The organism is Yersinia sp. 2545 StPb PI (assembly GCF_052217125.1).
GTDB lineage: Bacteria > Pseudomonadota > Gammaproteobacteria > Enterobacterales > Enterobacteriaceae > Yersinia > Yersinia enterocolitica_E.
Genome location: NZ_JAZGPY010000001.1, coordinates 3,783,139 through 3,797,831 on the forward strand (window position 1 = coordinate 3,783,139; position 14,693 = coordinate 3,797,831).

Consider the following 14,693-nt stretch of genomic DNA (forward strand, 5'->3'; position numbering starts at 1 on the left):
TTATGCCTTGGTAACTTGAACGAGGTTGGTATGGGATGGATTCCCTTTCGCCAACGGAGAAGGCCGCTGAGTGGTCAATACGTTAATACTGCCCGCGCGATCAATGCGTTTCTCATCTGGGCTATACCATGCCCCCTCACCCAGTGCCACAACCCCCGGCATCATGCGCGGCGTGACTTTGGCGTTAATCTGAACTTCGCCTCGGCCATTGAAAATACGCACCATATCGCCATTTTTGATCTCACGCTCGCGGGCATCCATTGGGTTAATCCACATCTCCTGACGGCAGGACGCTTTTAAAACATCGACGTTGCCGTAGGTGGAGTGGGTTCTGGCTTTGTAGTGGAAACCCGTTAACTGTAATGGATACTGCTGATTGAGCGGGTCATCGTAGCTTTCAAAACCTGCGGCATAGACCGGCAGCGGATCGATAACATCGTCTTGTTGCAGTTCCCACGTGGCGGCAATCTGTGCCAGTTCGGCAGAGTAAATCTCAATTTTTCCCGATGGTGTGGTTAACGGATTGGCAATAGGGTCTGCGCGGAACGCTTTATAGGCAACATGATGCCCCGCCGGATCGCGTTTTTTAAAGATACCCTGTTCGCGGAACGCCTCAAAAGAAGGCAGTTCAGGAATGGCCTGTTGCGATTGTTGGTAGAGATGACGCAACCACTCTTCTTGCGTGCGCCCTTCGGTAAATTGCTGCTCCACCCCCATGCGTTTTGCCAGTTCAGTGGTCATTTCATAGATATTTTTGCATTCAAAACGCGGTTTGATGACTTGATCGGCAAAAATCACATACGCCATATTGCCGCTGGAAGCGTCAAGGCAGAAGTCCATCTGCTCAGAGGCGGTACAGTCAGGCAGGATGATATCGGCGTATTTGGCTGACGAGGTCATGTGATTATCGATAACCACCACCATTTCACATTTTTTATCATCTTGCAGAATGTCGTGGGTACGGTTGATTTCTGAATGCTGATTAATCAAACAGTTACTGGCGTAATTCCAGATAAACTTGATCGGTACATCCAGCTTATCTTTACCGCGCACACCATCACGGGTAGCGGTCATTTCTGGCCCGCGCTCAATCGCGTCAGTCCACAGGAACATCGAGATACTGGTTTTAACTGGGTTTTCCAGTGTTGGCATGCGGACAAATGGCAAACCGTAAGAGCCTTCGCGGGCACCTGAATTACCGCCATTAATGCCAACGTTCCCCGTCAGGATAGCCAACATGGCAATGGCCCGACTGGTATTTTCGCCGTTGGAATGGCGCTGCGGCCCCCACCCTTGCGCAATATAAGCCGGTTTCACCGACCCTATTTCACGCCCCAGTTTAATGATTCTTGCGGCTGGAACACCGGTGATGGCTTGCGCCCATTGTGGTGTTTTGGCGGTTTCATCTGCACCCTGCCCTAAAATATAGGCTTTGTAGTGGCTATTTTTTGGCGCATCTGCCGGCAAGGTTTTCTCATCATAACCGACACAATATTTATCGAGGAACGGCTGATCGACCAGATTCTCGCTAATCATCACATAGGCCAAGGCCGATGCCAGTGCCGCATCGGTACCGGGCCGCAGCGGGATCCATTCATCTTCCCGACCTGCTGCGGTATCGGTATAGCGTGGATCAATCACTATCATCTTGGCATCGGATTTCTCCCGCGCTTGCTCCAGATAGTAGGTGACCCCACCACCACTCATGCGCGTTTCAGCCGGATTGTTACCAAACAGCACCACCAGCTTGCTGTTTTCGATATCGGACGGGCTGTTACCATCAGCCCAGCCACCATAAGTGTAATTCAGGCCAGCAGCGATTTGCGCAGTACTGTAGTCACCATAATGATTAAGGTAGCCACCACAGCAATTCATCAGCCGCGCCAATAGCGTCGATCCCGGTGGCCATGAGCGGGTCATGGTGCCACCTAAAGTGCCGGTGCCGTAATTCAGATAGATAGCTTCGTTACCATATTCCTTAATGATACTTTGCATGCTGCCCGCAAGGGTGTCGAATGCCTCTTCCCATGAGATGCGCTTGAATTTGCCTTCCCCACGCGCGCCAATACGCTTCATTGGGTATTTCAGACGGTCAGGGTTGTATACCCGGCGGCGCATGGAGCGGCCACGCAAACAGGCACGCACCTGATGCAAGCCATCAAAATCATCATTGCCAGTGTTGTCGGTTTCGACATATTTGATTTCGCCATCAACGACATGCATACGTAGCGGGCAGCGGCTACCGCAGTTGACAGTACAAGCACTCCAGATCACTTTGTCATCATTGAGCGGATTTATTGCCGATTGCACCGCACGGGCGGCGCGGGAGAACGGGAGCGAAAAGGCCCCGGTTGCCATGGCAAGACTGCCGATAAGCGTCGTTTGGACCAGTTTTCGGCGCGTGACTTCTGCCGTTAATAGCCGGGATTCGTTGGTCTCTTTCATAAGATTCCCACTTGGTTGCATTCCAGAAAATGGACAACATCCGTGATAGATGAAATCCGATTAATTCAAAAAAATGAGTAATTCTGCGGGAGAGGTTGTGTCATGAATGAGAGCGCAGTGGCCCAGCTACAGCAGTTATTATAGTTAGGATGATAAACAGTTCTCCCCGCAGTTATGAGCCTACCTCTTATGGGGAGTGCGGGTGTTGTCTGGTATCAATAAAGCAGTGGGGATTGCCTTCTCCTCACTGCTTTATGATGAATCTGTGACAAATAACCGTTCGGTTTAACAAGCCTGATGATACAGCGCCATAATTTCATCAATCGACGCTTCACGCGGGTTCCCGCCGGTACATACATCCGCGAAGGCTGCTGCTGCCAGCGCGGGAATATCATCAGCCAGCAAACCCACCGCACTCAGGGATGACGGAATGCCAATATCACGGTTCAATTCAATTACTGCCTGAATGGTTTGCTCACGAACCTGTGCCAATGACCCACTCAGGGCATTGTCGAGGCCCATCGCCATCGCGATTTGACGCAAGCGTTCACCGGTATAAGCGGCGTTATAACGCATGATATAAGGCAGTAAAATGGCGTTGGCGACACCGTGTGGCATGTTGTAAAACGCCCCCAGAGGGTGTGCCATACCATGAACCAACCCCAGCCCTACGTTTGAGAACCCCATTCCAGCGATATACTGCCCAAGAGCCATATCTTCGGTGGCGGCGGCATCACCTTGCACGGAAGCCCGCAATGAACGACTGATGACTTCAATGGCTTTAAGATGCAAAGCATCCGTCAGTTCCCAAGCCCCTTTAGTCAGATAACCTTCGATGGCGTGGGTCAACGCATCAACTCCGGTCGCGGCTTTCAGGGCCGCTGGCATACTGTCCATCATGTCAGCATCAATAAATGCCACTGCCGGAATAGCATGAGGATCGACGCAAACAAATTTGCGCCGCCGCTCTTCATCAGTAATTACATAGTTAATGGTCACTTCTGCCGCAGTACCGGCGGTGGTTGGAATGGCCAGAATAGGTACACAAACGTTGCGGGTGTCAGCCACCCCTTCCAAACTGCGCACATCAGCAAACTCAGGATTATTGATAATAATGCCGATGGCCTTGCTGGTATCTTGTGGCGAACCGCCGCCCAGCGCGATGAGATAATCCGCCTCGCTTTGGCGAAAAACAGCCACACCTTGTTGTACGATGGCGATTGTCGGGTTGGGCGTTACCGCATCAAAGACAGCAAAATCCAGACCGGCCTGTTGCAAGCGGCTGATTAGGCAAGCCGCAACACCGCACTCCATCAGTATTTTGTCGGTGACCACTAACGCCTTTTTATATCCCCGCCGTGTCACTTCATCGGTGAGCGCATCCAGTGAACCGCGCCCAAACCACGCCATTTCGTTTAAAATCATTCTGTTCATGACTGATTCCTCTCGGTATTTTAACCCGCACGCTAATCTTCAACCCGTAAACCGTAGGTTTTGAATTTCTCCAGTACCACGCTGATCTCTTCTTTGGATAACACCGGCACCTCATCGACAATCGGCAAGATAGCCAGCAGCAGTGTTGCCAACACCTCAACTTCATGAGCAAGCCACAACGCTTTGGCCAAATTCTCCTCACAAGCAATCAGGCCATGGTGCTGCAACAGCGTGGCCTTGCGGTGCTTCATCGCCACGGCGACATGTTCAGACAGCGCTTTGGTACCAAAAGTGGCGTAGGGCGCACAGGGGATATCATCGCCACCGGCAGCGGCAATCATGTAATGAATCGCCGGGATCGGGCGGTTAAGAATCGATACTGCGGTGCAATGGACTGAGTGGTTGTGTACCACCGCATTGGCGTCTGCCCGAGTATGATAAACCGCCTGATGAAAACGCCACTCACTGGAAGGGACTTTGCCAGGCTCATGGTGGCCGCTGGCATCGATATAAACAATATGCGACTCCGTCAGTTTGTCGTAGGCAATACCGGAGGGCGTAATCAAAAATCCATCCTGGTAACGCACACTAACATTGCCAGCAGTCCCTTGATTCAACCCTAAACGGGTCATTTCCAGGCAAGTATTGATAATATCGCGCGCCAGTGCTTCTCTCTTCATTTGTTCCTCTCTTAAGATGCAAATACCTAAATATAAAAATGCATTGAATAATGGATGTAGGCGAATAAGCGTTAACAACTGTGGATATATCTTTCGCTCATTTAATTCAACTGAAAAATAAAGCACACCAAAATGTGAGCCATGTCATGACTATTCATGACTTCATCGTAATTTAGATCTTATTTATTTTCATTAAATGTCCGTTTGAAAAAACAATATGGGCAAACGGTCAAGTGACGCTGAATGATTAAATGCCGGGATATTTCTCGACAACTGACCGTTTGTGACAGAAATAGAAAAATCGGTCATTACCTATGTGTGTTTGAAACACAATTCATTTCAAACGGTCATGAAATGTTTTTATTTAAAGTGACTATCATCACAAAATATCAGCATTGAGTTACCAATGTGATTCAGCTCATACTTTTTAGCGATTTTTACCTTATAAAGAACGGGACTTATCGCAATGAGGATATTTAAATTTGTCACTCAGGCAGTTGTGGCTTGCCAGAGAAAGTATCACTCATTAAACAAAAATAATTCCGTCGAACATTACAAACTTTCGGACTAGTGAAGTATCTGACGAGGGCATCATGGGAAATATTTTAATACAAACAGATAGCACTAAAATTTCCGCCTCGGTAAGTGACGAGGCAGAAAATAAAAAAAGGTATCTGATTCCTTTCGCATTACTGTGTTCACTGTTCTTCCTTTGGGCAGTAGCAAACAACCTAAATGATATTTTATTACCTCAATTTCAACAGGCTTTCACCCTGACCAACTTTCAAGCAGGGCTGATTCAATCCTCCTTCTATTTTGGCTACTTCTTAATCCCAATACCTGCCGGGATATTGATGAAAAGGTTTAGCTATAAGGCGGGGATTATTACTGGATTACTGTTCTATGCCTTCGGGGCGGCATTGTTCTGGCCTGCGGCCGAAACGATGAATTACACCTTGTTTTTAATCGGATTATTTATTATCGCTGCCGGTTTAGGTTGCCTTGAAACGGCTGCCAATCCTTTTGTCACTGTATTGGGGCCAGAAAAAACCGGTCACTTCCGTATTAACTTGGCACAGACCTTTAACTCTTTCGGGGCCATTATTGCGGTAGTGTTCGGCCAAAGTTTAATACTCTCCAATGTGCCCCACCAAACACAGGAAGTGCTGGATAAATTGTCTGCTGAGGATTTGAATAGCTATCATCATAGTTTAGTAAAAGCTGTTCAATTACCCTATCTGATTATTGTTGCGGTGGTTATTTTTGTTGCGCTATTAATTTTAATCACTCGTTTCCCGGCAATAAAAAGTGAATCGGATGATTCGCATAACGGTTCTTTCTTTGCATCACTACCACGGTTATTAAAGATAACACATTGGCGCTGGGCGGTATTAGCACAGTTCTGTTATGTCGGCGCACAAACCGCATGTTGGAGCTATTTAATTCGTTATGCCATTGAAGAGTTACCGAATATCACACCGGGATATGCGGCTAATTATTTAACGGCCACTATGGTATGTTTCTTTATCGGTCGATTCAGTGGCACCTGGTTAATTACTCGTTTCGCACCAGAGAAAGTTTTAGCGGCTTATGCATTTATCTCTATGTTGTTATGTATTATCTCTGCGGCCTTCGGCGGACACATTGGATTATTAGCACTTACCCTGTGCAGTATGTTTATGTCAATCCAATACCCAACCATATTCTCATTAGGCATTAAGAATCTAAATCAAGACACTAAATATGGCGCATCTATTATTGTTATGACCATTGTCGGTGGTGGTATCGTCACCCCGATCATGGGATTAGTTAGCGATGCGGCAGGGAATATACCTACGGCTGAAATTATTCCTGCTTTATGTTTTGCCATTATATTTATTTTCGCCAAGTACAAAACAGTTCCTGTTAATTAATAATACGGGTAACGGACAAATTAACATTAAATTTTTGCTACTGAACACAAGGACTAATAATGAAAAAGACAATTCAATTACCTAAAATTGGCATTCGCCCAGTCATTGATGGACGCAGAATGGGTGTGCGTGAATCGTTGGAAGAGCAAACCATGAAAATGGCCCGTGCCACCGCAGAGTTTCTGCAAGAGGTGGTACGCCATCCTTGCGGCACGCCCGTTGAATGTGTCATTGCTGATACCTGCATTGCCGGAATGGCAGAATCCGCCGCCTGTGACGATAAATTCAGCGCACAGAATATTGGCCTAACCATCACGGTGACACCTTGTTGGTGCTACGGCAGCGAAACCATTGATATGGACCCGTTCCGCCCGAAAGCTATTTGGGGCTTTAATGGTACCGAACGCCCTGGCGCGGTCTATCTGGCAGCAGCACTGGCGGCGCACAATCAAAAAGGATTGCCAGCCTTCTCCATTTACGGCCATGACGTGCAGGATGCTAATGACACCCGCATCCCTGCCGATGTGCAGGAAAAACTGCTGCGCTTTACTCGCGCAGGTTTAGCCGTTGCCAGCTTAAAGGGCAAAAGTTACCTCTCTCTCGGTGGGGTATCCATGGGGATTGCCGGCTCCATTGTTGACCATAACTTCTTTGAATCCTGGTTAGGAATGAAAGTGCAAGCGGTCGATATGACAGAGTTGCGCCGCCGCATTGATCAAAAAATCTATGACGAGCAAGAGCTAGAACTGGCGTTGTCATGGGCAGATAAAAACTTCAAATACGGACCGGATAAAAACGCAGAACAATACCGCCGTTCACCGGAAAGCAGCCGCGCGGTACTGCGTGAAAGCCTGCAAATGGCGTTATGTATCCGCGACATGATGCAAGGTAATCCAACACTGGCAACGAAAGGTTTTGGTGAAGAAGCCTTAGGCTATAACGCTATTGCTGCCGGTTTCCAGGGTCAGCGCCACTGGACCGATCAATATCCAAATGGCGATACCGCTGAAGCCTTGCTGAATAGTTCGTTCGACTGGAACGGCGTGCGCGAACCGATGGTTGTCGCCACCGAAAACGACAGTTTGAACGGCGTGGCGATGCTATTTGGCCATACCCTGACCGGCACCGCGCAGATCTTTGCGGATGTCCGTACCTACTGGTCACCGGAAGCGGTACAGCGGGTTACCGGCCACCAACTGGAGGGGGTTGCCGAACACGGCATTATCCATCTGATTAACTCCGGCTCTGCCGCGTTGGACGGCACTTGCCGCCAAAACGATGCGCAAGGTAAACCGACCATCAAACCGCACTGGCAAGTGAGCCAGCAAGAAGCCGATGCTTGTCTGGCGGCAACCGAATGGTGCCCTGCTATCCATGAATACTTCCGTGGCGGTGGCTTCTCTTCGCGTTTCCTGACCCGTGGTGGGGTGCCCTTCACCATGAGCCGTATCAATCTGATTAAAGGCGTCGGGCCGGTCTTGCAAATTGCCGAGGGCTGGAGTGTCGAATTACCGAAATCCGTTCACGACACCCTGGACAAGCGAACCGATTCAAGTTGGCCAACCACCTGGTTTGCTCCACGCCTGACCGGCAAAGGGCCATTCAGCGATGTTTATTCGGTAATGGCGAACTGGGGAGCTAACCATGGCGTGCTGACCATCGGCCATGTCGGGGCGGACCTGATTACACTCGCCTCGATGTTACGCATCCCGGTATGCATGCATAACGTCGAAGAAGAGAGTGTTTACCGGCCAACTGCGTGGGGCGCGCACGGTATGGATATCGAAGGGCAGGATTACCGTGCCTGCCAAAATTACGGCCCACTATACAAAAGATAATGTGATGTTTGAGCAGGGTCTCAGGTGTGGAGCACTCCTTACCTGAGTCATAAAACAACCCTTGCTGTCAGCAAGGTGAACGAAGGGTTTATCGTGCCCCGAGGATTTAGCGGCTCACGTCGTTACCGCCTCGACGCCCCATATTCCCTTAGTTCCGCGTTATCCGCCCCCGTGACAAGACATTTTCTGCCTAACAGCAGTAACAGGAGCATTTATGAAGCGCGATGTGGTCATTGTTTTAGATTGCGGCGCAACTAATATCCGGGCGATCGCAGTCGATCCTCAAGGTGTGGTGGTGGCGAAAGCTGTGATGCCGAACCACAGCCAACCCGATCCGGCTAATCCGCAATGGCAGTTGTGGCCGCTCGATGGCATCTTGCACAATTTCGCTCAGTGTTGCCGCCAATTACTGCCACAGATTCATCAGGATAAGATCCATGGCATGACTGTTACTACCTTCGGCGTAGACGGTGCATTGGTGGATGCCAACGGCAAAATGCTGTACCCCATTATCAGTTGGAAATGCCCGCGTACCGTGGCGGTGATGGAGAGTATCTCCCGCTATATGTCTGCAGAAAAGTTACAACAAATATCCGGTATCGGTCAGTTCAGTTTTAACACCTTATACAAGTTGATTTGGTTACAGGAAAATCGACCCGATTTAGTTGAACAAGCCCATGCCTGGCTGTTTATTTCATCTTTAATCAACCATCGCCTTACCGGGGAATTTACCACCGACCGCACCATGGCTGGCACCAGCCAACTGTTGGATGTCAAACGTGAGCAATTCAGCAGCACGATTTTACAAAAGATCGGTATTCACGCTGATTTATTCCCACCGATGGTGGCCGCCGGTGAAATCATTGGTCAGCTACTGCCAGATATCGCCGCTGAGTTAGGGTTACCCGCGGGTTTGCCGGTGATATCAGCCGGTCACGATACTCAGTTTGCACTATTTGGTTCGGGTGCTGATTTGGATCAACCGGTACTGTCATCCGGTACCTGGGAAATCCTGATGGTTCGGACCCCAAAAGTGAATACGACACTATTGCCACAATTTGCCGGTTCCACTTGTGAACTTGATAGCTGCCCAAGGTTGTTTAACCCAGGTTTGCAATGGCTAGCTTCAGGGGTACTGGAATGGGTGCGGCAGTTGTATTGGCATAACGAAGCCAGTGCCGAGGTCTACCAGCAAATGATTAGTGAAGCTGAGGCTATCGTACCCGGGGCAAACGGCATACGTATGAATTGCAACCTACTGGGCAGTGCTCAGCATCATCAATCGGGCGGCTGGCAAGGGGTCTCGCTGGCGGCGCGGCGCGGGCATTTTTACCGTTCTGCGTTGGAAAGCCTTACCTGGCAGTTAAAAAGCAATCTGTCATTACTCGAAGAGATTGGTGAATTCCGTACCCGCGAACTGCTGCTGGTTGGTGGTGGTAGCCGTAATACCTTGTGGAACCAGATCAAAGCCGATGTGCTCAATCTGCCCATCAAAGTAATTGATGAAGCTGAAACCACGGTTCTGGGGGCGGCGTTGTTTGTCTGGAGTGCCACTGGCTATTACCGCAGTGCTGAACAAGCGCGGGAGCAGGTCAATTACCGCTATCAATACTATCAGCCAGGCGAGCAACAACCGCTTTATCAGGCACTGAGCGACAGCCCATATCCCATTACTGAAGGAGCCATTCATGCTTAAAACCATTTCGCCATTACTGTCACCACAACTGCTAAAAACGCTGGCAGAGATGGGGCACGGTGATGAAATAATCTTTTCGGATGCCCATTTCCCAGCGCACGCGATTGGAAAAAACGGTGGCCCGTTGGTGATTCATGCCGATGGTTTATCTGTTAGCACATTGCTAGCGGCCACTATTCCGTTATTTGAACTGGACAGCTACGCGCCACCATTGGTAATGATGGCCGCGGTGGCAGGCGACACCCTTGATGCCGCGGTTGAAAAACGCTATTTACATGCCCTGTTTGGTAGCCAGGAAGCGTTGCCAGTGGAACGTATTGATCGTTTTGCGTTTTATCAGCGCGCTCAGCAAGCCTATGCCATCGTCATCACCGGAGAGACCGCCAAATACGGTAATATTCTATTAAAGAAGGGGGTGACGCCTGTTTTTTAAACCCGTGATCACGTAACCTCATCCCTTTAGCCATGTACTCTTTGTTGGTATTAACCGATGTGTTGGTATTAACCAATATATTAATATCAATCAATGTATACATGGCTTTGCTGACGGAGAGGATCATGAAAGCATCTCGTCACCAGAAAATCCTGCAACATATCAAACAGCATGAAACGCTGACAACCGCAGATCTGGCTCAGTTACTTGAGGTCAGCCAAGAGACCATTCGCCGTGACTTGAACGAGTTACAGGCGCAAGGGCTGATCATCCGCCAGCACGGGCGCGCCAAAAGCATTAAGCGTGCCACCAAAGACAGCGGCGATCCTTTTACCACCCGGCTAAAAAGTCACCTATCCAGCAAAGCCAGCATTGCTGACCATGCCCTGTCACTGATTGACAGTGGAATGGTGATCGCATTGGATGCCAGTTCCACCTGCTGGTATTTAGCCAAAAAGCTGCCCGATATCGATATAACGGTGTTTACCAATAGTGTACGGATTTGCCAGGAATTGGTGAAACACCAAAATATTGAGTTGATCAGTGCCGGTGGTCGCTTACAACGTAAATATGCCTGCTACGTTAATCCCGCACTCTTTTCACTGCTAAAAACCATCGAAATTGATCTGTTTATTTTCTCGTGCGAAGGTATTGATGCCGATGGCATCTTATGGGATTCAAACCCGTTTAATGCCGAATTTAAGACCATGCTGTTAAAACGGGCCACGCAATCCATCTTACTGATCGACAAAAGTAAAATGTGCCGAACGGGAGAGGTAAAAATCGGGACGCTGGATGATGTAGAACAGGTCATCTCCAATGTCGATGCGGAGTAACTGATGGCGCAGACTTGCTCTACGCCACTAAGCTGCCATTCACCTTACTGACCGTAATAGGCTTTTGCGCCATGCTTGCGCAGATAGTGTTTATCCAACAATGTTTGCTGCATATTAGCCACCGCAGGCCGAAGTTGATGAGTAAACAGGTTCATATAAGCAATTTCTTCCAGCACTACCGCGTTATGCACCGCACTGGCCGCATTGCTACCCCAGGCAAACGGGCCATGGCCATTGACCAGAACCGCCGGTATTTCCCCCGCACTTAACGCCTGATGGGCAAAGGTTTCGACAATGACATTGCCGGTTTCATACTCATAGTCGCCAGCAATTTCGGCATCAGTCATAAGGCGGGTGCATGGGATGGGGCCATAGAAATAATCAGCATGAGTGGTGCCTAATGCTGAGAGCGACTTACCCGCCTGCGCCCAAATGGTGGCATGGCGAGAATGGGTGTGGACAATACCACCTATTTCGGGAAAGGCCCGGTATAGCACCAGATGGGTATCGGTATCGGAAGACGGTTTTTTATTTCCCTCCACCACCTTACCGGTTGCCAAATCCACCACCACCATGTCATTCACACTCATGGCCTCGTATTCAACACCAGAGGGCTTAATTACCACCAACCCGAGCTCACGATCAATACCGCTGACATTACCCCAGGTAAAAGTCACGAGTTTATATTTTGGTAATGCTAAATTAGCGTCAAAAACCTGTTGTTTTAACTGTTCTAACATGATGCTACCTCATGAAATAATATTCAGTACGGCAATTAACAATCACCAATAACGCACATGATGTCGTTAGATTATTTAATGGCCGTGATTAAACAAGCAACTCGCTATAAATAGCCATCATTGGTAATGAGCTTAATAAATAAGAAAACTGTTAATTAAAAATAACCAACTTAAATCCGCCATTCAAAATCTATTCTTCAGCCCAGGCTTTATCTATCCCCAAAAATAATATCTAGCTGCAAACTAACCTAACTCTATTTATCGCTAAATTAAAGAGGATGAAAGGCGAGTTAATCATCAAACAAAAAGAATCGGTTGAATTCGGTCACAAACGGGCATTATTGTCATGCCCGAATGTGTGCTTTCATTACCAGTATTGACCATTCGTAAGGCAAAGAAGCCCTTAACATGAGGCATGAATCACATTATTTATGATAATTAAATGAATAACATATTAATATATGTGATTCTCACCACATAATCTCAGAGGAAAACACCCCTTAAAGCAATACTTGAATTCAGTCACTGTATAAACAGCAGATAAATACCAATATATCATCATCGTATTTGAAGCCGCAGACGTGCTACCTGCAATACCAACAACTTCAGGTATAGCAGCATGAGTGCTACGGGTGCTTTTTAGCATTAAGCGCTAAGACAATTTTTGAGGTAAATATGTTACAAGCCGAACGCTATAAAATCATCTGTAGCCATGTGCAGCAGCAAGGCTCGGCGCTGGTAACTGAGTTATCGGTATTATGCCAGGTTTCGCAAGAAACTATTCGCCGTGACCTGACGGTGCTGGAAAAAAAGCAAAAACTGATCCGTAGCTTTGGTGGCGCGGTGGCACTGGATGGCCCTGATCTCTCCGTCATTGATATTAAAGAGACCCACTACAGCCTTAATGCTATTGATCGGGCCGAATCCTTCCGTAAACGTACGGAGGAACACCCTGATACTAAAATGAAAATTGCTAAAGCAGCATTACAATTTATCCATCCGGGCGACTGTATTTTACTGGATAACAGTAGCTCTTGCTGGTTTCTGGCACGCCAAATCCCAGACATTGAGATTACCGTCGTCACCAACTCAGTGAAGATTATCCAGGCACTGGCCTGCCGTGACAAAGTGCGCATCATTGGTATTGGCGGTGAGTATTCTGCCCGCCATGATGACTTCCATGGTCCGGTGGCGGAGAATGCTATCCGCAATTTCCAGATCAATACTTTTTTCTTCTCTTGCCAGGGTATTAATCAGGAAAGTGGGGTGCGTGATGGCAACGACATTAACGCCAAGTTAAAACAAGTTATGTTACAAGTCTCGGGCCAAAAAATATTATTGGCCGACTCTAGTAAATTTGACCAGTATGCATTTTGTAAAATATGCATGTTAGATGAAGTCGATATTCTTATTACTAATAGATTAAGTTCGCAAAACTATCGCAGTGACAATCCAAAATTAAATATTATTGAATCAGATAAATAACAAAATTATTCATCGGAATAATAGCGTCAACACCAGTGAAACAGTCACACAATAAGAATAAGCCAAGCTGCTTTGTTTTCTCTCTTTATATATACAAAGCAGGACGTCTTGATGCTTTCTAAAATTGTTCTTTCAGAGGATTTAATAATGAAAAAGTTAATCTTACCCTGCTTAATAACCACATTAATTGCTTCCCATGCCGCTTGGGCGGATGACAGTAAAGTGCCACAAAAAGCCAATAAACCATTCACTATGGGGGTAGTGGTTAAAGTGGGGGGTATTCCTTGGTTCAATGTGATGGAACAGGGTATTAAAGCAGAAGGTCAGGCTCTCGGCGTCAATGCCTGGCAAGTCGGGCCAACCACCGCAGACCCCGCCGAGCAAGTTCGTGCTATTGAAGACTTGATTGCCAAAAAAGTCGATGTGATTGGTGTGGTGCCAAATGATGCCAAAGTGCTGGAGCCAGTGCTGAAACGGGCGCAGGAAGCAGGCATTAAAGTCATTACTCACGAATCACCAGGCCAAATCAATGCCGACTGGGACTTTGAGCTATTAGACACCCAAAGCATGGGCGCTAACCATATGAAAGATATGGCGCAATGCATGGGTGAGGAAGGCAAATATGCCATGTTTGTCGGTAGTTTGACTGTGCCACTGGTGAATGAGTGGGCCGATGCCGCCATTGCTTATCAAAAAGCACATTATCCAAAAATGCTCCTGGTTGAAGACCGTTTCGGCGTTGCTGAGTCGGTGGATGACTCCATGCGTACCGCCAATGACTTGCTCTCTAAACATAAAGATCTAAAAGGTATTATGTCCTTCGGTTCACAAGGTCCGATTGGCGCTGGCCGCGCGATTGATAAACGTAAGAAAAACGACACCACCTGCGTATTCGGTACCTTTACTCCGGGTCAAGGTATCAAGCTGTTAGAGAAAGGTGCGATTGATGGCGGTTATATTTCCAATCCAATGGTGGCCGGTAAGGTATTCGTGCAGGTAGCCACCGCCATGATGAACGGCGAGCCAATTAAAGACGGCGTCAAACTGGGCGATATGGGTGAAATCAAAACCAAGGGGAATACCATCCTCAGTGATAACCCGGAAAAACTGGATGTAGAAAACACCAAGCGTCTGGTCAAACTTGGTCTGTAAACACAATCCAAACTAAAAAACAGCGCCGGGCACTGCTCGGT

Annotated in this window: 11 protein-coding genes; 7 read left to right on the top strand and 4 right to left on the bottom strand. The window is 48.0% G+C overall.

Going from position 1 to position 14,693, the window contains the following annotated elements; genetic code table 11:
* The 3 genes from dmsA to V1955_RS17745 form a co-directional block, all read right to left on the bottom strand.
* Positions 1–2,445: a dimethylsulfoxide reductase subunit A gene (gene dmsA, locus V1955_RS17735; RefSeq protein WP_083160278.1), complete on the bottom strand. Its 2,445-nt coding sequence runs from the start codon at positions 2,443–2,445 to the stop codon at positions 1–3.
* 285 nt (positions 2,446–2,730) lie between these two features.
* Complete coding sequence (gene fucO / locus V1955_RS17740) at positions 2,731–3,879, bottom strand: lactaldehyde reductase (RefSeq protein WP_372568728.1); 1,149 nt, start codon at positions 3,877–3,879, stop codon at positions 2,731–2,733.
* A 32-nt stretch (positions 3,880–3,911) separates the two neighbouring features.
* Entirely contained in the window at positions 3,912–4,559 is a 648-nt protein-coding gene (locus V1955_RS17745; RefSeq protein ID WP_005181951.1) for an L-fuculose-phosphate aldolase, read from the bottom strand.
* A gap of 593 nt (positions 4,560–5,152) precedes the next feature.
* Here V1955_RS17745 and fucP point away from each other — a divergent pair.
* The 5 genes from fucP to fucR all read left to right on the top strand — a co-directional run bounded on the left by fucP (position 5,153) and on the right by fucR (position 11,275).
* A complete protein-coding gene (gene fucP, locus V1955_RS17750; RefSeq protein WP_083160284.1) occupies positions 5,153–6,472 on the top strand; it encodes an L-fucose:H+ symporter permease in 1,320 nt (439 codons plus the stop codon).
* Between the two features lie 59 nt (positions 6,473–6,531).
* Positions 6,532–8,310, top strand: a complete 1,779-nt coding sequence (gene fucI / locus V1955_RS17755) for an L-fucose isomerase (RefSeq protein ID WP_372568727.1) — start codon at positions 6,532–6,534, stop codon at positions 8,308–8,310.
* 214 nt (positions 8,311–8,524) lie between these two features.
* The gene (gene fucK, locus V1955_RS17760) at positions 8,525–10,006 is read left to right on the top strand and encodes an L-fuculokinase (RefSeq protein ID WP_420073783.1); all 1,482 of its coding nucleotides are present in this window, start codon (positions 8,525–8,527) and stop codon (positions 10,004–10,006) included.
* Positions 9,999–10,439: an L-fucose mutarotase gene (fucU, locus tag V1955_RS17765; RefSeq protein WP_372568725.1), complete on the top strand. Its 441-nt coding sequence runs from the start codon at positions 9,999–10,001 to the stop codon at positions 10,437–10,439. The genes fucK and fucU overlap by 8 nt, the downstream gene beginning before the upstream one ends.
* A gap of 101 nt (positions 10,440–10,540) precedes the next feature.
* Positions 10,541–11,275, top strand: a complete 735-nt coding sequence (gene fucR, locus V1955_RS17770; protein ID WP_329956815.1) for an L-fucose operon activator — start codon at positions 10,541–10,543, stop codon at positions 11,273–11,275.
* A 44-nt stretch (positions 11,276–11,319) separates the two neighbouring features.
* Here fucR and V1955_RS17775 read toward each other — a convergent pair whose 3' ends face one another.
* Positions 11,320–12,015, bottom strand: a complete 696-nt coding sequence (locus V1955_RS17775) for an L-ribulose-5-phosphate 4-epimerase (RefSeq protein ID WP_442821235.1) — start codon at positions 12,013–12,015, stop codon at positions 11,320–11,322.
* A gap of 675 nt (positions 12,016–12,690) precedes the next feature.
* Between V1955_RS17775 and V1955_RS17780 the strand changes: the two genes are divergently transcribed.
* Both V1955_RS17780 and V1955_RS17785 read left to right on the top strand, forming a co-directional pair.
* A complete protein-coding gene (locus tag V1955_RS17780) occupies positions 12,691–13,500 on the top strand; it encodes a DeoR/GlpR family DNA-binding transcription regulator (RefSeq protein WP_005181936.1) in 810 nt (269 codons plus the stop codon).
* Between the two features lie 147 nt (positions 13,501–13,647).
* Positions 13,648–14,652, top strand: a complete 1,005-nt coding sequence (locus tag V1955_RS17785) for a substrate-binding domain-containing protein (protein WP_083160297.1) — start codon at positions 13,648–13,650, stop codon at positions 14,650–14,652.
* The last annotated feature ends 41 nt before the right edge of the window (positions 14,653–14,693 follow it).